The organism is Pseudomonas sp. 478, assembly GCF_003254125.1.
GTDB lineage: Bacteria > Pseudomonadota > Gammaproteobacteria > Pseudomonadales > Pseudomonadaceae > Aquipseudomonas.
Genome location: NZ_QKZG01000003.1, coordinates 150,617 through 171,756 on the forward strand (window position 1 = coordinate 150,617; position 21,140 = coordinate 171,756).

General features: G+C 59.8%; 20 protein-coding genes. 9 read left to right on the plus strand and 11 right to left on the minus strand.

Annotated elements, in window-relative coordinates:
- Nucleotides 1–68 precede the first annotated feature (68 nt).
- Nucleotides 69–374 carry a multidrug efflux SMR transporter gene (locus DFS28_RS07550; RefSeq protein WP_008157366.1) on the minus strand — a complete coding sequence of 102 codons (306 nt, stop codon included), beginning with the start codon at nucleotides 372–374 and terminating at the stop codon, nucleotides 69–71.
- Nucleotides 375–1,013, minus strand: coding sequence for an FMN-dependent NADH-azoreductase (locus tag DFS28_RS07555; RefSeq protein ID WP_111449231.1), 639 nt, complete (start codon nucleotides 1,011–1,013; stop codon nucleotides 375–377).
- A 110-nt stretch (nucleotides 1,014–1,123) separates the two neighbouring features.
- Between DFS28_RS07555 and DFS28_RS07560 the strand changes: the two genes are divergently transcribed.
- Nucleotides 1,124–2,059 (plus strand): LysR substrate-binding domain-containing protein, encoded by a 936-nt coding sequence (locus tag DFS28_RS07560; protein WP_165934032.1) that lies wholly within the window; start codon nucleotides 1,124–1,126, stop codon nucleotides 2,057–2,059.
- Between the two features lie 117 nt (nucleotides 2,060–2,176).
- On the opposite strand, the gene DFS28_RS07565 is transcribed toward DFS28_RS07560, so the two are convergent.
- Nucleotides 2,177–4,252 carry an AsmA family protein gene (locus DFS28_RS07565; protein WP_111449233.1) on the minus strand — a complete coding sequence of 692 codons (2,076 nt, stop codon included), beginning with the start codon at nucleotides 4,250–4,252 and terminating at the stop codon, nucleotides 2,177–2,179.
- A gap of 386 nt (nucleotides 4,253–4,638) precedes the next feature.
- Here DFS28_RS07565 and DFS28_RS07570 point away from each other — a divergent pair, with 386 nt between their 5' ends.
- The 7 genes from DFS28_RS07570 (at nucleotide 4,639) to DFS28_RS07600 (ending at nucleotide 9,854) form a co-directional block, all read left to right on the plus strand.
- Nucleotides 4,639–5,109, plus strand: coding sequence for a hypothetical protein (locus DFS28_RS07570; RefSeq protein WP_008157373.1), 471 nt, complete (start codon nucleotides 4,639–4,641; stop codon nucleotides 5,107–5,109).
- Nucleotides 5,110–5,265: 156 nt separating this feature from the next.
- Nucleotides 5,266–5,898 (plus strand): TetR family transcriptional regulator, encoded by a 633-nt coding sequence (locus DFS28_RS07575; protein ID WP_046054906.1) that lies wholly within the window; start codon nucleotides 5,266–5,268, stop codon nucleotides 5,896–5,898.
- Between the two features lie 285 nt (nucleotides 5,899–6,183).
- The gene (gene ureE, locus DFS28_RS07580; RefSeq protein ID WP_111449234.1) at nucleotides 6,184–6,684 is read left to right on the plus strand and encodes an urease accessory protein UreE; all 501 of its coding nucleotides are present in this window, start codon (nucleotides 6,184–6,186) and stop codon (nucleotides 6,682–6,684) included.
- Nucleotides 6,681–7,355: an urease accessory protein UreF gene (locus DFS28_RS07585; protein ID WP_111449235.1), complete on the plus strand. Its 675-nt coding sequence runs from the start codon at nucleotides 6,681–6,683 to the stop codon at nucleotides 7,353–7,355. Before ureE ends, DFS28_RS07585 begins: the two co-directional genes overlap by 4 nt.
- Before the next feature lie 37 nt (nucleotides 7,356–7,392).
- Entirely contained in the window at nucleotides 7,393–8,007 is a 615-nt protein-coding gene (gene ureG / locus DFS28_RS07590; RefSeq protein WP_111449236.1) for an urease accessory protein UreG, read from the plus strand.
- 35 nt (nucleotides 8,008–8,042) lie between these two features.
- Entirely contained in the window at nucleotides 8,043–8,615 is a 573-nt protein-coding gene (locus DFS28_RS07595; RefSeq protein ID WP_111449237.1) for a HupE/UreJ family protein, read from the plus strand.
- 105 nt (nucleotides 8,616–8,720) lie between these two features.
- Nucleotides 8,721–9,854 (plus strand): AGE family epimerase/isomerase, encoded by a 1,134-nt coding sequence (locus DFS28_RS07600; protein ID WP_111449238.1) that lies wholly within the window; start codon nucleotides 8,721–8,723, stop codon nucleotides 9,852–9,854.
- A gap of 98 nt (nucleotides 9,855–9,952) precedes the next feature.
- Here DFS28_RS07600 and DFS28_RS07610 read toward each other — a convergent pair whose 3' ends face one another.
- The 8 genes from DFS28_RS07610 to DFS28_RS07650 all read right to left on the minus strand — a co-directional run bounded on the left by DFS28_RS07610 (nucleotide 9,953) and on the right by DFS28_RS07650 (nucleotide 19,961).
- A complete protein-coding gene (locus tag DFS28_RS07610) occupies nucleotides 9,953–10,723 on the minus strand; it encodes an SDR family oxidoreductase (protein ID WP_046044806.1) in 771 nt (256 codons plus the stop codon).
- Nucleotides 10,724–11,575: 852 nt separating this feature from the next.
- Complete coding sequence (locus tag DFS28_RS07620; protein ID WP_008153378.1) at nucleotides 11,576–12,292, minus strand: ABC transporter ATP-binding protein; 717 nt, start codon at nucleotides 12,290–12,292, stop codon at nucleotides 11,576–11,578.
- On the minus strand, nucleotides 12,289–13,164 hold the full coding sequence (locus DFS28_RS07625; RefSeq protein WP_111449239.1) for an ABC transporter ATP-binding protein: 876 nt from the start codon (nucleotides 13,162–13,164) through the stop codon (nucleotides 12,289–12,291). Before DFS28_RS07625 ends, DFS28_RS07620 begins: the two co-directional genes overlap by 4 nt.
- On the minus strand, nucleotides 13,161–14,444 hold the full coding sequence (gene livM / locus DFS28_RS07630) for a high-affinity branched-chain amino acid ABC transporter permease LivM (protein WP_111449240.1): 1,284 nt from the start codon (nucleotides 14,442–14,444) through the stop codon (nucleotides 13,161–13,163). The genes DFS28_RS07625 and livM overlap by 4 nt, the downstream gene beginning before the upstream one ends.
- A 3-nt stretch (nucleotides 14,445–14,447) precedes the next feature.
- Entirely contained in the window at nucleotides 14,448–15,362 is a 915-nt protein-coding gene (locus DFS28_RS07635) for a branched-chain amino acid ABC transporter permease LivH (RefSeq protein ID WP_111449241.1), read from the minus strand.
- A 172-nt stretch (nucleotides 15,363–15,534) separates the two neighbouring features.
- Entirely contained in the window at nucleotides 15,535–16,668 is a 1,134-nt protein-coding gene (locus DFS28_RS07640; RefSeq protein WP_111449242.1) for a branched-chain amino acid ABC transporter substrate-binding protein, read from the minus strand.
- Nucleotides 16,669–17,032: 364 nt separating this feature from the next.
- Nucleotides 17,033–18,316, minus strand: coding sequence for an FAD-binding oxidoreductase (locus DFS28_RS07645; protein WP_111449243.1), 1,284 nt, complete (start codon nucleotides 18,314–18,316; stop codon nucleotides 17,033–17,035).
- A 154-nt stretch (nucleotides 18,317–18,470) separates the two neighbouring features.
- Nucleotides 18,471–19,961: an aldehyde dehydrogenase family protein gene (locus tag DFS28_RS07650; protein WP_008153370.1), complete on the minus strand. Its 1,491-nt coding sequence runs from the start codon at nucleotides 19,959–19,961 to the stop codon at nucleotides 18,471–18,473.
- A gap of 174 nt (nucleotides 19,962–20,135) precedes the next feature.
- On the opposite strand from DFS28_RS07650, the gene DFS28_RS07655 reads away from it, so the two are divergent.
- Nucleotides 20,136–21,047 (plus strand): LysR family transcriptional regulator, encoded by a 912-nt coding sequence (locus DFS28_RS07655; RefSeq protein ID WP_076028847.1) that lies wholly within the window; start codon nucleotides 20,136–20,138, stop codon nucleotides 21,045–21,047.
- Nucleotides 21,048–21,140: the final 93 nt, after the last annotated feature.

Genomic DNA, 21,140 nt, shown 5'->3' on the forward strand with positions numbered 1-21,140 from the left:
ATGCAAGACATCAGCCAAGCATCGGCATCGAAGATGACAACTCGACGACCAGTCTATGACATCCCACCCTACTTCAGCCCCACCACCCCCGCCACGATCAATCCGACCGACACCAGTTTGACCGCCGTCAGGCTTTCACCGAGCAACGCAAACCCGAGAAACACCGTGCCCAGTGAGCCGATGGCGGTCCAGATCGGGTAAGCGATGCTCACCGGCAACTCGCGCATGGCCAGGGTCAGGAAGTAGATCCCGCCCACCGCGGCCACCACGGTGATCATCGACGGCCAAAGCCGGGTGAAGCCCTCGGCGTACTTCATGCCCATGGCAAAGGTGACTTCGAAGCCGGCGGCGATCAGCAAAAACAGCCAGGCCATCTAGAACTCCCTGGCCAGCGCCCGCAAACGCTGCTCGGCCTCGGCGGCGGAGATCTGGAAGGTGCGTTCCTCGGACTCTTCGCCTTCGGCGGCCACGACCGTGATGTCGGTGATGCCGATGAACCCCAATGCCGTTCGCAACAACGGATCGGCATGGTTCATTGCCTCAAGTTCTCCACCCGGCCCGAAACCGAAACCACCGCGACTGGTGACGATCAACGCCTTTTTGCCCTGCACCAGCGGCTCGTATTGAGCGACGCCATTGTCCAGGGTGTGATTGAAGGTCAGCCCCAACCGCACAATCTGATCGATCCAGGCCTTGAGGCCGCTGGGCACGCTGAAGTTGTGCATCGGCGTGGAAATCACCAATAAATCGTGACCGAGCAATTCACCCACCAGTTCATCGCTGAACGCCAGGTCGGCCTGCATCGACAGCGGCCGCGCATCGGGCTCGGGGTAAAACGCGGCGGCCACAAACGCCTCGTTGACCGGCGGAATCAACGCCCGACCGACTTCGCGACGGGTCATGTGCGACTGCGGATTGGCCGCCTGCCAGGCGGAAAGAAACACCTCGGCCAAGCGCCGGGAATGAGAACGGTCGCCACGGGGGCTGGCATGTATGGCAAGAATTGTGCTCATCTGAATCTCCTGAAGGACTAAACTCAAACTGCTGGTGGCTTGCAGCTTGAAGCGCGCAGCCGCCCCTCTTCAAATGAGCAAAAATCAGTCTGGATGAATTGATTTCACCCATGGAGCTTTCAATGTTTGCCTCGCTGCCGCTGACCGCCCTGCGCGCCTTTGAATCCGCCTCGCGCCTGCTGAGCTTCAAGGCAGCCGCCGAAGAACTCTCGGTGACACCGACGGCGGTTTCCCATCAGATTCGCTCGCTGGAGACCTGGCTCGGTGTGCCGCTGTTCGAGCGACTGCCACGGCAAGTTCGCCTGACGGACTGCGGTGAACGGCTGTTCCACAGCTTGCACGGTGCCTTGCTGGAAGTGGCGCAAAGTGTCGATACCTTGCGCCCGCAACGCAGCGGCGCGAGCCTGACGATCTCCACCACCGCCGCATTCGCTGCCTTGTGGCTGGTGCCCCGGCTGGGCCGGTTCTACGCCCGGCACCCGAACATCAGCCTGCGGCTCGATACCCATTGCGAAGTCATCGATCTGCATCAGGACGCCAGCGTCGATCTGGTGGTGCGCTACAGCCTCGATGATTACCCGAACCTTTATGGCCTGTGCCTGTTCGACGAATCCTTCGGCGTCTACGGCTCGCCCGAGCAAGTCGCCCTGGCCGCCAGCCAAGCGCCGACGCTGATCAGCGTGCGCTGGCACAACTCCAAACTGTACGCCCACGGCTGGGAAGCCTGGTGCGCACAATCCGGCGAGACCTGGCTTGCCGGGCAGCCAGCGGTTCGTGAATACGACGAAGAGCATTACGCCCTGCAAGCGGCGATTGCCGGGCAAGGCCTGGTGCTGGCGAGCAATATTCTGGTGTCCGAGACCGTGGCCAGTGGTTTGCTGGTGGCTTACAAGGGTGAGGTTCAGGTCGAGGGTGCCGGTTACGCTGCACTGTGCGTGCCGGGGCGCGAACGGCATCCGCCGGTGCGGGCGTTTTTTGCGTGGTTGCGGGAAGAAGCAGCGTTATCAGGGTTACTGCCAAGATCACAGCCTTCAGCAGCTGACTGATCGTTCCCACGCTCTGCGTGGGAATGCAGCCCGGGACGCTCTGCGTCCCAAGAGCGGACGCGGAGCGTCCATTGAGGCATTCCCACGCAGAGCGTGGGAACGATCTCCACCAACGAATTACTTGGTGGGTTTGACGGTGACGGGTGCCTTGCCGGCCTTCATCTGCTCCAGCAACGGCGCGCACTGATTCGGTTCGCCAGCGCTCGGCGCTATCAGCGCCAGCAAGCCCGCCGCAGGCGCGGCAATCACACCCAGTGCAACCATTCCGGCTCCGCGCAGCATCAGCGGCACAGTCTTCACACCGGCATCAGGTTTGATGAACTTGCCCCGTACATACAGCGGCGAACGCAACGAAATCACGCGCCAGCCCTTGGATTCCGGGGTGATGGTCAGGTCCAGTTGCTCAGTCGCCATGTCGGCGGTGCCATCGATGTAGACGATCGCGTTTTCGGTATCGAAGACGAACAGACGCGTGGTCGCCAGTCCGGTCTTGATGTCGAAGTCGGCGGCAGCGCAGTTGATCTTCACTTCCTTGTCGCCAAAGATCTTGCCCACCACATAGTTGCCGACGTTCAGCCCGACCAGCTCCATCAACTCGCGGCTGATAGCGCCATCGTTGATCAGCATCTTCAGATTGCCATTGGCGGTGCCCAGCAGTTTGGCCACCGAGTTGCCACGACCGGTGATGTCGGCATCGCCATTGAGTTCGCCGAAACTGGTTTTCATCGGTTCAAAGGTCGGGAACAACTGCTTGAGTTTGAACTTGCGTGCGGTGAGTTTTGCCTGGCCTTCCAACGGTTCGGTTCGGCCATTGAGGCGAATCTGAGCGTCCAGGTTACCGCCGGCGACACCGAAGCGCAGGGGTTCCAGGCTGAGTACGCCGTCAGTGAGTATCAGGTGGGTGTAGAGATCGTTGAACGGCAGTTTTTCGCTGTGGACGATGCGCTTGCCGGTGAACTCGACGTCGGCGTCCATAACGCGCCAGCGCTCGGTTTTGAACTCTTCGACCGGCAACACCTTGTCCGCCGGCTGGTTGCTTTCGCCGCCGCGGGCCTTTTGTTTGGCGTTGGAATCGGCACCGATCAGCGGAGCCAGGTCGGCAAACAGCAGTTGATTGGAAACCAGCGATCCGCTCAACTTCGGGCGCGGCTGACTGGCGACATAAGTCAGGCTGCCATGGATATCGCTCTGGCCGATCTTGCCGTTGAATTCTTCGTAACGGAACACTGCACCGTCCGCTTCATGCAGCTTGGCGATCAAGTGGCCGTCAGTCTCGTACGGCGGTGTGTCCGGCAGAGTTACCCCGGTCAGCGGGTAGAGATTGCCCAGGCTGGTGCCGGCCAGTTTCAGACGCAAGTCCAGGGCACCGAGATTCAGTGGATCGGTGAGGGTGCCGGCCAGTTCGACATGGGTGTCGGCGATGTTCACTTTTGCTTGAAGCGGGAACGGTCTGGCCGCGTCCTGCAACGCCAGCAGACCTCCAACCTTGCCTTCGCCCGCGAGTGTCTGGCCGTGGTACTGGCCTTTGACCTTCAGCGCGAACGCGTAATCCTGCGGCGAGGCGCCCTTTTCCGACGCGGTTTTCGCGGCTTTGTCACCGACGATGTCACTGAACGGAATCGGCTTGCCCAGCGGGTCGATGATCAAGTCGAGCTGAGTCTTCAGGCTCTGGTCGTCGAGGATCACGTGGCCTTTGTCGAAGCCGATCGCACCGATATCTACCACCCAGCTTGAAGGCTCGGCGTTCGGGTCTTTGGGGTCGAACTTGAAGGTCCAGTTTGCACGGCCGTCGGCCAGGCGCTGGAGGTCGGCATTTGGTTCGGTCAGGTCAATACGCGGGATCACCACGCGCTGCGCCAGCAAGGCCAGGGGCGAGATGCGCAACTCGACGCGTTTGAGGGTGACCATCTGCGGCTTCTTCGACCAGTCCGGGTTGCCCAGGCTCAAGTCCTGCGCCACGACATGCGGCCACGGCACCCACGCGCGCCAGCCGCCCTCCTCGGGCTCACGTTGCCAGACCACCTCGAGGTTGCCGTTGATGGCGAACGGGCGGTGCAGCTCTTCGGAAACCTTGGCGTTAAGCGGTGGTTTGATCCGGTTCCAATCGAAGAACGCGATTATCAGAACCAGTACGACCAGCAGGACAACCAGGCTGGCGAGGGTCCAGGTAAACACTTTACGAGTGCGCGTCATTGCACAGGGCTCCTGATACGACTGAGCGCCCTGACTGCGACGCACGTTTGAAACGTTAGGCCAGAACCGGCCTGCCATGGAATCTACGACTGAAAAACGGCTCGCAGGTTTAACCGAAATACCGCTTAACGTTCAAATAATCGGTCGGCGACAGGATGCGCCCTCAATCCAGCGTTACCGGCCCGCACTTTTGCAAGGCGCAAGTGAGTGGAAAATACCCATCTCAGCGCAAAAACATCCGCCGGAAACGCCCGATTTAGAGCTGTCTCACGGAACAATCAATTCCGTTGATTATTACCATTGCGTTTATGAACTTTTGTATCGACTTATCAAGAGTAGCATTGCCCTCGTACCCACTTTATCGCCCTCCAACGGAGCACCCAATCATGAAACGCCAATTACTGCTTAGCCTTACACTTTCAATGCTGGCCAGCACTGCTTTCGCCCTGCCAGCTGCTGACCAGGCGACCCCACAGGTCAAATCCACCCATTCGGTGTTCAGCCAAACCGTCGCCGAAGGTGGCAATGATCGCCTGAAAGAAAAAGGCCTGATCACCCAGGATGGCTCGGACCGTACTCCACAAGGTCAAACCCTGGCGGCTGACGGTTCCGATCGCACTCCACAAGGTCAAACTCTGGCTGCTGACGGTTCCGATCGCACTCCACAAGGTCAAACCCTGGCTGCTGACGGTTCCGATCGCACTCCACAGGGTCAAACCCTGGCTGCTGACGGTTCCGATCGCACTCCACAAGGTCAAACCCTGGCTGCTGACGGCTCCGATCGCACTCCACAAGGTCAAACCCTGGCCGAAGGTGGTGGTGACCGTGTCATCGAACGCAACAGCGCTTTGAGCTGAGCCCATGGCGGCCCTGAAAAAAAGCCCAATCCCCGGATTGGGCTTTTGACGTTATAGATGCCTCACTTCCCCGATTGATCTCCCGATAGCCATTCGACGCCGGCAAAGCCGATTTGCTAGAGTGCGCCGCTGTCTTATCCAGAAAACACCCTTGCGATGCTGCCCCGCGCCGAACAGAAACAACAGACCCGTAACGCCCTGATGGATGCTGCCCGCCACTTGATGGAATGCGGCCGAGGATTCGGCAGCCTGAGCCTGCGCGAAGTCGCCAGAACCGCGGGGATCGTGCCCACTGGTTTCTACCGGCATTTCGCCGATATGGATGAACTGGGCCTGGTGCTGGTGAGTGAAGTCGGTCAGACCTTCCGCGAAACCATTCGCCTGGTGCGCCACAACGAGTTCGTCATGGGCGGCATCATTGACGCCTCGGTGCGGATCTTTCTCGACGTGGTCACGGCCAATCGCTCGCAGTTCCTGTTTCTCGCTCGCGAGCAATACGGCGGCTCATTGCCAGTGCGCCAGGCCATTGGCCGCTTGCGCGAGGACATTAGCTCGGACCTGGCGGCCGACTTGTCCTTGATGCCGAAGCTGCAACACCTGGACATCGCCGGCCTGAGCGTCATGGCTGACCTGATTGTCAAAAGCGTGTTCGCGACCTTGCCGGACATCATTGATCCGCCTGCCGAGGCGCTGCCCGAGCATCTGACGCCACAGGCGAAAATTACCCAGCAATTGCGCTTTATCTTTATTGGCCTCAAACACTGGCAAGGCCTCGGCAGTACCGAGTAGCCCCTGTGGGAGCGGGCTTGCTCCGGGCGGCGTTCCGACGAATGCGGTCTTGCAGTCACATAGATGCTGGAGGTACCGACGCCTTCGCGAGCAAGCCCGCTCCCACATGAAAATATCGACCTCGCTGCAATTTGGTGCGCTCAATATTCTCCCGCACCAAATCAAACCAAAAAACCGCAACATCCTGAATTTCCATCCTCACTCCGACAGGCATTTCCTACGCATCACCCGATTGGCAAGCCCCTTGCTCTAGCCTAAGCATCGTCCAATGCTGGAAACCTTCCGATGCTGGTGATTCATCGCAGAATCGACCCTCAACCCGTCTGGGCCGCCGAGTTGCACCTGACCTTCGAAGCCCGGAGCAAAAGCCGTTTGCGCTGTTTCAGTGCCGAGGGTGAAGACGTCGGGCTGTTTTTGGAGCGCGGTCAGCCACCGCTGCATGACGGCGAGTGCCTGCAAGCCGAAGACGGGCGCATCGTGCGCGTCTGTGCCCGGGCCGAACAACTGCTGCACGTTACCTGCGCCAACGCTTTCGAACTGACTCGCGCGGCCTATCACCTCGGCAACCGCCACGTCGCCCTGCAAGTCGGCGATGGCTGGTTGCGCCTGCTCGACGACTACGTGCTCAAGGCCATGCTCGAACAGCTTGATGCCAAGGTCGAAAACATTGAAGCACCGTTCCAGCCGGAACACGGCGCCTATGGCGGCGGCCATCACCACTCGCGCCACGGCGATGAGGACTTCAACTACCCGCCAAAACTGCACCAGTTCGGCGTGCGGCTATGAACCCGGCCTGGGCGCTGTTGCGCCTGGCCAGTCCGCAGTTGCCGATTGGCGGTTACAGCTATTCCCAAGGCTTGGAAATGGCGGTGGATAACGGCCGAGTGAATGATCCTGACAGCGCCCGTCGCTGGATCAGTGATCAGTTACTGCTGAACCTGGCGCGTTTCGAAGCGCCGCTGCTGCTCGCCCATTGCGTGGCCGCCCTTGATGAGAACTGGGGTGAATTGCTGCAACGTTGCGAAGAACATCGCGCCAGCCGGGAAACTCGCGAGCTGCATCAGGAAAGCCGGCAGATGGGTTATTCGTTGCAGCAACTGCTCAACGGTTTGCCAGAACTCGATGCGCCCGCCCGTGCTTTTCTCGAACAACGTCCCGAGCCGCACCTGGCCCTCGGCTGGGCACTGGCCGCTCGCGCCTGGAATATCAGCCCGCAAGATGCCCTGGCAGCGTGGCTCTGGAGCTGGCTGGAAAACCAATTGGCGGTGCTGATGAAAACCCTGCCGCTGGGCCAGCAAGCCGCGCAACGCCTGACCAGCCAATTGCTGCCGCTGCTGCAAGAGGCTCAGCAGAACGCCACCCGAATCAACCCCGAACACTATGGCAGCGCTGCTTTCGGCCTGTCCCTGGCGTGCATGGCCCATGAACGCCAGTACAGCCGTCTATTCCGTTCCTAGGGCCTGTTATTTTGGCCCTGTTATTTTGGAGAAGCACATGAACACACAACCTCTGCGCGTCGGTATCGGCGGCCCGGTCGGTTCCGGCAAAACCGCTTTGACTTTGGCCCTGTGCCTGGCGCTACGCGACCGCTACAACCTGGCGGTGGTCACCAATGACATCTACACCCGTGAAGACGCCGACTTTCTGGTGCGCAACGAAGCCCTGGCGCCAGAGCGCATCATCGGCGTGGAAACCGGCGGCTGCCCGCACACGGCGATCCGCGAAGACGCCTCGATCAACCTCGAAGCCGTGGACCAACTGAACCGCCGCTTTCCTGGGCTGGACCTGATCCTTGTGGAGTCCGGTGGCGACAACCTGTCTGCCACCTTCAGCCCGGAACTGTCCGACCTGACCATTTACGTGATCGACGTCTCGGCTGGCGACAAGCTGCCACGCAAGGGTGGCCCGGGTATCTGCAAATCGGATCTGCTGGTGATCAACAAAGTCGACCTCGCGCCCTTGGTGGGTGCGTCGCTGGAACTGATGGACAGCGACACCAAGCGCATGCGCAACGGCAAACCGTTCGTTTTCAGCAACCAGAAAACCGGCCTCGGCCTGGAAGAAATCATTGCCTTCATCGAACGCCAGGGCTTGCTGACAGCGGCGTAAAGACGATCAACTTTTATCAACAAGGACGCTTATCCATGACACTTAAACGCACTCTGGGCGCCATGGCCCTGCTGCTGACCCCGGCCATCGCCTTCGCCCACCCGGGGCATGGCGACAACGGTTTGATCGCCGGTATCAGCCACCCGGTCGGTGGCCTCGATCACTTGTTGGCGATGGTTGCGGTCGGTTTGTGGGCGGCACAACAGAAAGGCGCTGCACGCTGGGCGCTGCCGTGCACATTCGTCGGCATCATGCTGATCGGCGGGTTGCTGGGGTTTGAAGGGCTGAACCTGCCAGCGCTGGAGAGCGCGATTGCGGCGTCGGTGCTGGCGCTGGGTCTGGCGGTGGCGTTGGCCGTGCGTCCGCCGTTGAGCCTCGCCGTTGCGGCAACCGCTTTGTTTGCATTGTTCCACGGGGTGGCACACGGACTGGAATTGCCGCAGATGTCGAGCCCTTGGGCGTATGCAGCGGGTTTCGTAGCGGCGACGGCTGCGTTGCATGGATTGGGTTACGCCGTAGTGCGGGTGTTACCGCAAGCGGTGGCGCCGTTGGTTCGACTGGCGGGTGCGGCCTCGGCGGCGACTGGCGTGTGGTTGTTGGCGGGCTAGCTGACCATGATCGTTCCCACGCAGAGCGTGGGAACGATCGATCTCTCTGGCCGACCTCTCTGCTAACATGTCGCGCAATCAACCCTGCCGTGACGACGCCAGCCAATGCCGCCTGTTTCCCGCTCCGCCTCCCAGCCTGAATTGACCGCTCTGTTTGCCTCGGTGCAACAACACTTTTTGGACGTGATCGTGCCGCTCTGGCAAGGGCCCGGCTGGAATGCCGACATGGCGCTGCCCTATGAAGCGCTGGACGCCGAGCACCAACCGCTGCCGCCCCAACGCTACCGGGCGATGGCCTGCGCGCGGCAGCTTTACCTGTTTTCCAGCCTGATCGGCCAGGTACCGGCCGCCGAAGAGCGCGCCGCAGCGCTGTTCCGCTCCCTGCAGCAGCATTTCCACGATGCCGAGCATGGCGGCTGGTTCTATAGCGTCGACCCCCAGGGTGCACCGCTGGATCAGCGCAAAGACCTCTATACCCACGCTTTCATCCTGTTCGCCTGCGCCCATTACTGGGACAAGGTCCGCGAGCCGCGGGTGGAATCGGTGCTCAACGCCGCACTGGAAGTGGTCGCGCAGCGCTTTGCCACGGGCGACGGCCTGTACGAAGCCAGCCTCGACCGTGACTGGTCTTCGCTTGAGTCGGGGCCGCTGCAAAACCCCCTGATGCACTTGGCCGAAGCTTTCCTCGCCACGTTGTCGGTGCGCGAAGACGTCGCCGTGCAAGACGCGCTCGTCGAGTTATGCACAGCCATGCAGAAGCGTTTTATCGACCCGCAACACAGTGTGCTGATGGAAAAACCGCTGGGCGCTGTGGATAACTGGTTTGAACCGGGGCATCAGTTCGAGTGGTATTTCCTGCTGGAGTCGTCTTCGTTGCTGCGCGGTTCGACCCTGCATGCTTCTCTGGAACGCGCTTTTGCGTTCACCGAACAACTGGGTGTCGATCAACAGACCGGCGCCGTGCGGGCGATGCTCGACCTGGAACCGGACAGCCCACCTCGGGATGCTACACAGCGAATCTGGGCGCAGGCTGAATACCTGCGCGCCCTGACCTTGCGGCCAGACAGCGAGGCCGCGGTGCTACGCCAATTGCAGGCGCTGCAACAGCATTCCCTGCACAAGGGTGGCTGGTATGAGTGCCGTGATGAGAACGGTGATGTGACACGTCGGGACATGCCGTCGACCACACCTTATCACTTGGCAACCTGCTATCGCGGACTGGCCGACTATCTCGACTAAGTCCTCTGTGGCGAGGGAGCTTGCTCCCGCTGGACTGCGCAGCAGTCCTTTTTTAGGGCCGCTTCGCGGCCCAGCGGGAGCAAGCTCCCTCGCCACAATTACGCCTTGCCAGCATTACGCTCAATCGCAAACCCGCTCCACGTCTGGCTCACCGGCATCAGCTCCAGGCTGTTGATGTTGATGTGCGCCGGGGCATTGAGCACCCAGAAAATGGTGTCAGCGATGTCCTGCGGCTGGATCGGTTCGGCACCGGCGTAGGTCGCGTTGTAACGCTCCTGGTCGCCGGCGAAACGCACCAGTGAGAACTCGCTTTCGCACAGGCCCGGCTCGATATTGCTCACCCGCACGCCCGTACCTTGCAGGTCGCAGCGCAGGTTCAGGGAGAACTGTTTGACGAATGCCTTGCTCGCGCCATACACATGGCTACCCGGGTACGGGTAATTGCCGGCGATGGAGCCAAGGTTGACGATGCCGGCACCGCGACCGTGAGCGATCAGGCGGGGCAACAACAAACGAGTGCTGTACATCAGGCCTTTGATGTTGGTGTCGACCATGGTGTCCCAATCGTCGAGGTCGCACTTGGGCGCCGGGTCAACGCCCAGGGCCAGGCCGGCGTTGTTGATCAGCCCGCGCAGTTTGGCGAAGGACGGCGGCAGGTTGGCAATTGCCTCCTCCATGGCCTTGCGATCACGCACGTCGAGCACCAGGCCATGGACCTCGGTCTGCTTCGACAACTCGGCGCACAGCGCATTGAGGCGCTCTTCACGACGGCCGGTCAGCACCAGTTTCCAGCCGGCCTCGGCAAAACGACGGGCGCAGGCTTCACCAAAACCGGAGGTCGCGCCGGTAATAAACAGGGTGTTGGACATCGTGTTCTCCTTGCTTCGGCTGATCGACAGCCACTGGAATAGAAAATCAGCAGCCAGCATGCCCGGCCTTGCCCACAGCGGCAACTACCGCAGAACCTGTACAAAAAACGATCAAACGTTGCCACGCCTTACCTGCCGTGGCTTTCAGCCATGTGCGCGCACCTTATCCACAGGCCGGTCCACAGTTTCCGGGGGCAAGTGGAAAAGCTGTAAGCCGCTGTGTACAAGGCTTTGCGGGCAAATTGGAAATTTTTTTGCTTGACCCTGGATCGCCGGGTGTGTAGCCCATGGCATTTTGCACGATTGACCGGTCATACCGACGATGGCGCCAAGCCAGTAACTACGGCCTTCAGCCGAGTCTTTCCAGAGTTTAACCACAGACTTATCCACAGGCAGCTCCACCCTGTTTCTGCCCGTTTTCGTCACCAACAAAAAGGTTGACAAAGCCCGCTCGCGGTCTTGTAAAAACGCCTGATCAAAAAACAACCACAACTCTGCAAGCCACGGTTTCAAAGGCTTTCAGACAGCTACTCCCACGTTATTCACAGCCAGCTCCACAGCAAACGGGGACAAGTCAAAACCGTGACAAAACAACTATTTGCAGCGGCTTTATGTCGCGCTTTGAGAGCTTGTGAATATTGTTTTCCACAATTTCCAAGAAGCACACAGAGACACCTGTGGAAGATACCTGTGGGAGTGAGCCTGCTCGCGATAGCGGTAGGTCAGTCAACGTTGAAGTGACTGATCCACCGCTATCGCGAGCAGGCTCACTCCCACATTGATTTGTGGTGTTTGGGAGGTGTAAAAAAGCCCCGGCGATTGCTCGTCGGGGCTTGTTGTTGCAGCGCAGACTCAGTGGCCGCCGAGATAGGCGTTACGCACTTCCTCGTTAACCAGCAGTTCCTTGCCGGTGCCCGTGAGGCGGATCTCGCCGTTGACCATCACGTACGCCCGGTCGGACAGTTTAAGGGCGTGGTTGGCGTTCTGCTCCACCAGGAAGATGGTCATGCCGGTTTTGGCCAGCTCCCGCAGGGTTGCGAAGATCTGTTTCACCACAATTGGCGCCAGACCCAGACTCGGCTCGTCAAGCAACAACAGTTTCGGCCGGCTCATCAACGCACGTGCGATAGCGAGCATTTGCTGCTCGCCGCCGGACATGGTCATCGCCCTCTGGGTGCGCCGCTCTTCGAGTCGCGGGAACAACTCGAACATGCGTTGCATGTCTTCCTTGGCGTACTTGTCACCGATCGGAATGGTGCCCATCAGCAGGTTTTCCTCGACGGTCATGTCAGGGAACACCCGCCGGCCTTCCGGCGATTGAGCGATGCCGTTGGACGCGATGTAGTGGGACGACTTGTGGGTGATATCCACACCCTGATAGATGATCTGCCCGTCCGCCGCCCGCGGCTGACCGAAAATCGACATCAGCAGGGTCGATTTGCCGGCGCCGTTGGAGCCGATCAGGCTGACCGTTTCACCTTCATTGATGTGCAGCGAGACATTCTTCAGAGCCTGGATTGGCCCGTAAAACACATCCAGATCCTTCAGTTCGAGGATGGGTTGGCTCATAGCACCACTTCCTCTTCATCGGCGCCCAGGTAGGCCGCAATCACTTTCGGATCGTTACGAATCGCATCAGGCCCGCCCTCGGCGATGACGATGCCGTGGTCCAGCACCACGATGTGGTCGGAAATGCTCATTACCATGCCCATGTCGTGTTCGATCAGCACCACGGTCAGATCGTGCTCGTCGCGCAGCAGCCGGATCATCGCGCTCAGCGCTTCAGTTTCCTGAGGGTTGAGGCCGGCGGCCGGTTCGTCGAGGCAGATGATCTGCGGCCGGGTGCACATGGCCCGGGCGATTTCCAGACGGCGTTGCTGACCGTAGGACAGCTCACCGGCCAGACGGTTGGCGCAGTCCACCAGATCCACCACTTCCAGCCAGTAGAACGCGTGGTCCAGCGCATCGCTTTCAGCCTTGCGATAGCCCTTGGTGTTGAGGATGCCGGCCAGCATGTTGCGGTTGACCCACATGTGTTGGGCCACCAGCAGGTTTTCCAGCACCGACATTTCCTTGAACAGGCGAATGTTCTGGAAAGTCCGCGCCAGGCCGGCACGGTTCACCAGGTGGGTGCCGCCGAACATTTTGTAGTGGAGCCGGCTGATGAAGTTTTTCGGCGATACAAAATCAGTCGCCTTGAACGGTTCACCCAGCATTTTGATGACATCGGTCCGCTCGCCACGCACGTTGAGTTCGATCTTGCCGCCCGAGGCCTTGTAGAACCCGGTCAGGCAGTTGAACACGGTGGTTTTGCCGGCGCCATTGGGGCCGATCAGGGCGAAGATCGAGTTGCGCTTGACCTTCAGGCTGACATCGTTCAACGCCTTGATGCCGCCGAAGTGCATCATCAGCTTCTCGACCGAGAGTACGACTTCGCTCATGGCGCTACTCCTTTACGCGGGGTCACACCGGTACGGCTGATCCGAATCAGGCCGCGCGGTCGCCAGATCATCATCAACACCATCAGGACGCCGAACAGCAGCACGCGGTATTCCGCGAACCCCCGCAGCAGTTCCGGGGCGACGGTCAGCACGAACGCCGCAATCACCACGCCGATGGTCGAGCCCATGCCGCCGAGTACCACGATGGCGAGGATCAATGCCGATTCGAAGAAGGTGAACGAGGTCGGGTTGACGAAACCTTGATAGGTGGCGAAGAACACACCCGCCAGACCGGCCGTCGATGCACCGATGGTGAACGCCGAGAGCTTCACCAAAACATGGTTCAGGCCCATGGAACGGCAAGCGATTTCATCTTCACGCAAGGCTTCCCAGGCGCGACCGACCGGCATGCGAGTCAGGCGGTGCTTGATGTACAGCACGGCCAATACCACCAGGAACAACACCGCATAGATGAAGTAGTACTTCACATCCGGGTTGTAGGCGATGCCAAAGAACTCATGGAAAGGTACGCCGCCGTCCTTTGCTCTTTTGCCGAACTCGAGGCCGAAGAACGTCGGCAACGGGGCCGGCATACCATTTGGGCCGCCAGTCAGTGACAGCCAGTTGTTGAGAATCAGACGGATGATTTCACCGAAGCCCAGGGTCACGATCGCCAGGTAGTCACCGTGCAGGCGCAGCACCGGGAAACCGAGGATGCAACCGGCAAGGCCCGCAGTAATCGCCGCCAGCGGCAGCACCGTCCAGAAGCCCAGCCCCAGGTATTGATATCCGAGCGCCAAACCGTAGGCACCGATGGCGTAGAACGCCACGTAACCCAGGTCGAGCAGACCGGCCAGACCGACCACAATGTTCAACCCCAGGCCCAGCAACACGTAGATCAGCCCGAGGATGACCACGCCCAACAGGTAGGAGTTGGAGAAGAACGGGAACACCACGGCGATGACAATCACCAGCGGCACGATCCAGCGCAGGCGGGTTTTGTAATCGGGTGGCAGTACATGAACCCCGGAGCCAGTGCTTTCAAAGCCTTCGAGGATTTTCAGGCCCTTGGGGGATTGCAGGAACAGGCTCAGGGCAAAGCGGCCAGCCATGACAATGGCAACGATCCAGGCCACGCGCGTCGGCTGCAGGTTGAAGCCGTAGCCGTCAAGGACAATGCCGACAATCGGGCCGAACACAATCAGGGCGACAAGGCCGGCAAGAATCGCGTCAACCAGGCTTCTTTTGACATCAATGGTTTTTTTAGTGGTTGAAGACATCGCTTACACCTTCGACACAAGAGGACGGCCGAGCAGGCCTTGGGGCCGAAAGACCAGAACGAGAACGAGCAGCGAGAAGCTGAAAACGTCTTTGTAGTCCGAGTTCACCAGACCTGAGAACAGCGACTCGGAGATCCCGAGAATGATCCCGCCGAGCATGGCGCCAGGCAGCGAACCAATCCCGCCGAGTACCGCAGCGGTGAACGCCTTGATGCCGATGACGAAGCCTGCGTAGAAGTCGAACGTGCCGTAGTTCATGGTGATCAACACGCCGGCCAGGGCCGCCATTGCTGCACCGATGATGAACACATAGGAAATCACTCGATCGGTGTTGATCCCTAAAATCGAGGCCATCTTGCGGTCTTGCTGGGTCGCGCGGCACATGCGGCCGAGCTTGGTGTACTTGATGACGTAGGTCAGCAGGCCCATCCCGACAAACGCGGCGACCAGAATGAAGATCTTGGTGTAGGTGAGTTGTACGAAGCCGCTCCCGACTTCAACTCGCCATGCACCGGTCAGCAGTGTAGGTACGCCTTGTTGACGGGCGCCCTGGGCGATCTGTGCATAGTTTTGCAGGATCAGCGAAATACCGATGGCGCTGATCAGCGGTGCCAGTCGTGTGGAGTTGCGCAACGGTTTGTAGGCGACGCGCTCGATGACCCAGCCATACACCGCCGTGACGATGATGGTGAAGACCAGGGTGCCGAGCATCAGCAGAGGGAAGGATTCAATACCGAAGTAAGCCAGCAGAGCCAGACTGATTGCCGCGAGGTAAGCGGAAATCATATAAACCTCGCCGTGGGCGAAGTTGATCATGCCGATGATGCCATAGACCATTGTGTAGCCGATGGCGATCAGGCCATAGACCGACCCGAGGGTCAGACCGTTGACCAGTTGCTGCAGGAAAATACCATCCATAACGCAATCTCACGCATTTGAGAGACTGCACAGAAGCGGGTTGCAACGGACCGGGGTTCAGCCGCCGGCGCAACACGGTTGTGTGCAGCTCTACGAGAAAAGACAGGTACTGCACGGACATGTTGATTGATCTGCCCGGTGCACCAGGCCCCGGGCAGATCAGCAGTTCATATCACTTCTGTTTTTCCAGCTGGTGGTATTTGCCGTCCTTGTCCCACTGGTAAACCACGTAGTCGGAGACTTTCAGGTCGCCTTTGCTGTCCCAGGTCTTCTCGCCCATGACGGTTTTGACTGGGTTCTTCTTCAGCCACGCGGCAGCGTCTTCGCCCTTGTTGGACTTGGCGCCGTTGAAAGCTGCAGCCAGGGTTTGAACCGAAGCGTAGGCGTACAAGGTGTAGCCTTCAGGCTCGGTGCCTTTTTTGCGGAACTCGTCCACTACCGTCTTGCTGTCCGGCAGCAGGCGCGGGTCGGCGCCGAAGGTCATGTACACGCCGTCAACGTTTTGCGGGCCACCGGCGGTGGTCACCAGCTCGTCGGTCACGATGCCGTCATCGGACATGAACTTGACGTCTTTGAGGCCTTGTTCACGCAGTTGGCGAACCAGTGGACCGGCTTCCGGGTGCAAGCCGCCGAAGTAGACCACGTCGGCACCGGCCGCACGGATCTTGGTCACCACGGCGCTGAAGTCTTTCTCGCCGCGGGTCAGGCCTTCGTACAACACTGGCGTTACGCCGCGCTTGACCAGTTGTGCCTTGGTGGCGTCCGCCAGACCCTGACCGTAGGTGTCTTTGTCGTGCAGCACCACGACTTTCTTGCCTTTGAGCACGTCGACGATGTAGTCGCCGGCCACGATGCCTTGCTGGTCGTCACGACCGCACATACGGAACATGGCGCTCAGGCCGCGTTCGGTAACTTGTGGGTTGGTGGAGCCTGGAGTGATCGCGATGATGCCCGCTTCGTCGTAGATCTCCGAAGCCGGGATGGTCGAGGAGGAGCAGAAGTGACCGACTACGCCAGCGACTTTCTGGTTGGTCAGGTCCTTGGCGACCGTCACAGCCTGTTTCGGTTCGCAGGCGTCATCGCCTTTGACCAGTACGATTTTTTCCCCGTTTACGCCGCCCGCTGCGTTGACCGCATCGGCCGCAGCCTGTGCACCCTTCATGTACTGCTCGCCAAATGCCGCGTTGGCGCCTGTCATAGGTCCCGCCACACCGATTTTCACATCAGCCTGTGCAAACGCAGAAACACCCAACGCAGTTGCCACTGCGAGGGCCAAAAAGCCTTTTTTGTAAAACGTCTGGGACATGAGGTGGTGCTCCAAGGGTTTTTTTTAGTTGGCACTGCGACTTCCTGAATGCTCAGAGCAAGGGCCGTGCCATCGGTTTTTTATTCTGAAAAAAGTCGCTGCTTTATTGTTATTTCGACTGTTTCGATCCCATTTTCATTGGGCGTGCAACCGTCTAAACCGCGGAAGGTGAAACCATTTATTTTTAAAGGCGCAACCCGAGCGCGCCATCATTGCAACCGCGGCGCCAAACGACGTGCAACCAGCCTGTAACAACGTGCGTCACCGAAGTGCACACTGCTGGTGCGCAACTGCTACAACCCGCACCTTTTACAGGCTAGCCGCTGCGCGAAAAAGCGCCGCTTTCAGCAACAAATTTCAACAATCAAATAACGATCCGCAGGCACTGGCCTGCGTGATACAGCGAGAATCCGGCCTCGTACAGACAGCTGCGCAATCCCACACCCGCCAATGGCTGCATGGGCGCAAAGGGAATCGGCAGCGCTTGAGGATTACCGTTACACAGATAATCGGCAAAGGCTTTACCGACCACCGTGCCAGTCGTGACGCCCCGGCCGTTGTAACCGGTGACTGCCACTAAACCGGGCGCTGGCTCGAACAAACGCATCAAATGATCGGGGGTGAAGGCGATGCAACCGGTCCAGGTGCACTCCCATTCCACCGGTTTGAGATAAGGAAAATAGTGCTGCTGAACCCGGTCGGCCCAGGCTTTGAGAAACCAGGTCGGTTTCTGATTGCCATTACCGAGACTGCCGAGCAGCAGACGGCCGTCCTTATCGCGACGAATACTGCTGAGGACCTGGCGGGTGTCCCAGGAACCCTGGCCACCCGGGAGAATTTGCTGCGCAGCCTCTTCGGTCAGCGGGACCGACGCCACTTGATAGTAATAACCGGGGAAGAAGTTACGCCGCAATTGCGTCCAGTCACCTTCGGTGTAGGCGTTGGAGGCAATCACCACTTGCTCGGCAAGCACCGAACCCTGAGCGGTTTGTACCGACCAGCGCTGGCCCTGACGTTCGAGTCGGGTTACCGGGGAATGATCGAACAACTGACCGCCGAGACCGATGGCCGCTTTGGCCAGCCCCGTCGTGTAAGCCATTGGGTTGATCGTGCCGGCACGTCGATCAAGCAGCGCAGCGGCGATCTTTTTGGTGCCCGTTGCTTGTTCGCAGGCTTGACCGGTCAGCAGTTCCACCGGCGCGCCGCGACGTTTCCATTGTTCTTCACGACTGCGCAAATCCGCTTCGCCACGGGCGTTGTGCGCCATGTGCAGCGTGCCTTCGCGACGCAGCTGGCAGTCGATGTTGTACTTATCCACAAGGCTGAACACCAGGGACGGTGCCGCACCGAGCATGCGATTGAGCTGACTGCCGACCGCCTCGCCGAAACCGGCTTCGATCTCGTCCGGTGGAATCCACATCCCGGCATTGACCAGCCCGACGTTGCGCCCCGATCCGCCATGACCGGCGCGATGGGCTTCCAGCACACAGACGCTTTTGCCTTTTTCCAGCAGATGCACCGCCGCCGACAGACCGGTAAAACCGGCACCGATGACGCAGACATCGACCGTCACCTCGCCCTTGAGCGCCGTGTTGTCAGGCCTTTGCGGCGTCAGTTTTTCCCACAGACACTCTTCGCGTAACGGCATTGCCAGACTCCAACAGAAACCTAACAGATACACAATTCAAGTGTGGGAGCGGGCTTGCTCGCGAAGGCGGCGGCACATCCAACATTAATGTGACTGACAGACCGATTTCGCGAGCAAGCCCGCTCCCACAGGGGATCACTGTTCGACTCGAGATTTAGTCGAAGGTAATGCCTTGAGCCAACGGCAATTCCAGCGAATAGTTCACGGTGTTGGTCTGACGGCGCATGTAGCCGCGCCATGCATCGGAACCGGATTCACGACCGCCGCCCGTTTCTTTCTCGCCGCCAAACGCCCCGCCGATTTCCGCGCCGCTCGGGCCGATGTTGACGTTGGCGATGCCGCAGTCGCTGCCCACCGCCGACATGAACTGCTCGGCTTCACGCACGTCAGTGGTGAAGATGCACGACGACAGGCCTTGTGGCACGGCGTTGTTCAGGCGCAGCGCTTCGTCGAAATCCTTGTAACCGACCACGTACAAAATCGGCGCGAAGGTTTCGTGGCAAACCACATCGCTCTGCTCCGGCATTTCAACGATGGCCGGCGACACGTAATAAGCGTTAGGGAATTTGTCTTCCAGTTGGCGCTTGCCGCCGAACACCCGGCCGCCTTCGCTCAAGGCCTGCTCAAGCGCGTCCTGCATGTTTTCGAAGCTGTGTTTGTCGATCAGTGGACCGATCAGATTGCCTTCCAGAGGGTTGCCGATACGCACTTTGGAGTACGCGGCTTTCAGGCGGGTGACGATTTCTTCCTTCACCGATTCATGGGCAATCAGGCGACGCAACGTGGTGCAACGCTGACCGGCAGTGCCGACGGCGCTGAACAGAATGGCTCGTACGGCCATGTCCAGGTCGGCGCTTGGGCCGAGGATCATGGCGTTGTTACCGCCCAATTCCAGAATGCTGCGAGCGAAACGTGCGGCGATTTTCGGCGCCACTTCACGGCCCATGCGGGTGCTGCCGGTGGCGCTGATCAGCGCGACACGCGGGTCATCGACCAGGGCTTCGCCGGCATCGCGACCGCCGATAATCACCTGACTCAGGTGCGGCGGCGCGTCGCTGAAGTTCTTCAGTACGCGGTCGAACAGTGCCTGGCAGGCCAGTGCGGTCAGTGGAGTTTTCTCCGACGGTTTCCAGATCACCGGGTTACCGCAGACCAGCGCCAGCGCGGTGTTCCAGGCCCAGACCGCAACCGGGAAGTTGAATGCGCTGATGACGCCAACGACGCCCAGCGGGTGCCAGGTTTCGCGCATGTGGTGGCCAGGACGCTCGGAAGCGATGGTCAAACCGTACAGCTGACGGGACAGGCCGACGGCGAAATCGCAGATGTCGATCATTTCCTGAACTTCACCCAGACCTTCCTGAGTGATCTTGCCGGCTTCCCAGGACACCAGCTCGCCGAGGTCGGCCTTGTATTCACGCAGGATATCGCCCAGTTGGCGGACCAGTTCGCCACGGCGCGGGGCCGGGACCTTGCGCCACAATTCGAACGCATGATCTGCACGACTGATGTGCTGCTCGACTTCAGCGGCGCCTTCCCAGTTCACGGCGGCGATCTGGCTGCCATCGATCGGCGAATGCACCGGCACTTTGCCGTTCTGGTACAGGGCCGGGTTCACACCAAGACGATCAAGCAATGCGGCAACCATGGGTCACTCCTCAAGCGAAAAACAGAAAACGTGCAGCCGGATTGATTCGGCTGGTGAGGCCTGTAGTTTTAGCGCTCCCGACGTTACCCAACAAACGACCTTTAAGAGAGATATCATTCCGTTTATTCATGCTGCGAATTGCTGGTAAGAAAGAAACAAGAAAAAGGACAACCCATGCTGAATAAACGCTACTTGCCGTCGATCACCGCGCTGCAGTGTTTTGAGGCCGTAACCCGGCACTTGAGCTTCACCCGGGCGGCTGAAGAGCTGAACCTGACCCAGAGCGCTGTGAGCAAACAGGTCGCGCAACTCGAAGAATTGCTGCAGCACCTGTTATTCCGCCGGGTGCGCCGACGCCTGCAAATGACCCCGGCCGGTGACTTGTACCTGGTGGAGGTCAGAAAAATCCTCACGCAGGTCGAGATGTCGACCCACTACCTGCGCTCCTACGGCGGTGAAACCGAAGTCCTGCGCGTCTCGACGCCTCCGACCTTCGGCGCGCGCTGGCTGGTGCCACGTCTGAAAGGCTGGCGTCTGCGCCATCCCTCGATCCACCTGGACCTGTGCAGCGAACAGGAAGCCGACGATCTGTTGCAAGGTCGCAGCGACCTGGCGTTTTATTTCGGCCAGGGCTCACGACCCGGCACTGAATGCCTGAAGCTGTTCGGCGAAGAACTGGTGCCGGTCTGCGCACCGGGCAGCCTGCCGGACACGCCGTTCACCGATCCAACGCAACTCACCGACCTGGTCCTGCTGCAAAACGCCTCCCGGCCCCAGGCCTGGCACGACTGGTTCGACAGTCAGGGCTACCACACCGAACACAGCTACCACGGCCCGCGTTTCGAAACCTTTTATATGTGCATCCGCGCAGCCCAGGTCGGCTGCGGTGTGGCGCTGTTGCCGCGTTTTTTGGTGGAAGAGGAATTGGCCGACGGCAAACTGGTCATACCCTGGCAGCACGCGATGCCCAGCACCGATGCCTATTACCTGGCGTATCCGGAGCACTCGGCGGAAGTGCCGAAGGTGCGCGATTTTGTGAAGTGGATGCTGGAGCAGATTGATAGCCCGGAGATGCCGCAACATTAAGTCCGCATGTAATACCTGTGGCGAGGGAGCTTGCTCCCGTTGGGTCGCGGAGCGGCCCTAAAATCGACGACTGCTGCGCAGCCGAGCGGGAGC

Coding starts and splice junctions, on each gene's coding strand:
- DFS28_RS07650 (WP_008153370.1), bottom strand. CDS start 19,961: ATGGTTGCCGCATTGCTTGATCGTCTTGGTGTGAACCCGGCCCTGTAC.
- DFS28_RS07610 (WP_046044806.1), bottom strand. CDS start 10,723: ATGTCCAACACCCTGTTTATTACCGGCGCGACCTCCGGTTTTGGTGAA.
- DFS28_RS07635 (WP_111449241.1), bottom strand. CDS start 15,362: ATGGATGGTATTTTCCTGCAGCAACTGGTCAACGGTCTGACCCTCGGG.
- DFS28_RS07595 (WP_111449237.1), top strand. CDS start 8,043: ATGACACTTAAACGCACTCTGGGCGCCATGGCCCTGCTGCTGACCCCG.
- DFS28_RS07585 (WP_111449235.1), top strand. CDS start 6,681: ATGAACCCGGCCTGGGCGCTGTTGCGCCTGGCCAGTCCGCAGTTGCCG.
- livM (WP_111449240.1), bottom strand. CDS start 14,444: ATGTCTTCAACCACTAAAAAAACCATTGATGTCAAAAGAAGCCTGGTT.
- DFS28_RS07565 (WP_111449233.1), bottom strand. CDS start 4,252: ATGACGCGCACTCGTAAAGTGTTTACCTGGACCCTCGCCAGCCTGGTT.
- DFS28_RS07560 (WP_165934032.1), top strand. CDS start 1,124: ATGGAGCTTTCAATGTTTGCCTCGCTGCCGCTGACCGCCCTGCGCGCC.
- DFS28_RS07600 (WP_111449238.1), top strand. CDS start 8,721: ATGCCGCCTGTTTCCCGCTCCGCCTCCCAGCCTGAATTGACCGCTCTG.
- DFS28_RS07555 (WP_111449231.1), bottom strand. CDS start 1,013: ATGAGCACAATTCTTGCCATACATGCCAGCCCCCGTGGCGACCGTTCT.
- DFS28_RS07570 (WP_008157373.1), top strand. CDS start 4,639: ATGAAACGCCAATTACTGCTTAGCCTTACACTTTCAATGCTGGCCAGC.
- DFS28_RS07620 (WP_008153378.1), bottom strand. CDS start 12,292: ATGAGCCAACCCATCCTCGAACTGAAGGATCTGGATGTGTTTTACGGG.
- DFS28_RS07655 (WP_076028847.1), top strand. CDS start 20,136: ATGCTGAATAAACGCTACTTGCCGTCGATCACCGCGCTGCAGTGTTTT.
- DFS28_RS07575 (WP_046054906.1), top strand. CDS start 5,266: ATGCTGCCCCGCGCCGAACAGAAACAACAGACCCGTAACGCCCTGATG.
- ureG (WP_111449236.1), top strand. CDS start 7,393: ATGAACACACAACCTCTGCGCGTCGGTATCGGCGGCCCGGTCGGTTCC.
- DFS28_RS07645 (WP_111449243.1), bottom strand. CDS start 18,316: ATGCCGTTACGCGAAGAGTGTCTGTGGGAAAAACTGACGCCGCAAAGG.
- DFS28_RS07625 (WP_111449239.1), bottom strand. CDS start 13,164: ATGAGCGAAGTCGTACTCTCGGTCGAGAAGCTGATGATGCACTTCGGC.
- DFS28_RS07550 (WP_008157366.1), bottom strand. CDS start 374: ATGGCCTGGCTGTTTTTGCTGATCGCCGCCGGCTTCGAAGTCACCTTT.
- ureE (WP_111449234.1), top strand. CDS start 6,184: ATGCTGGTGATTCATCGCAGAATCGACCCTCAACCCGTCTGGGCCGCC.
- DFS28_RS07640 (WP_111449242.1), bottom strand. CDS start 16,668: ATGTCCCAGACGTTTTACAAAAAAGGCTTTTTGGCCCTCGCAGTGGCA.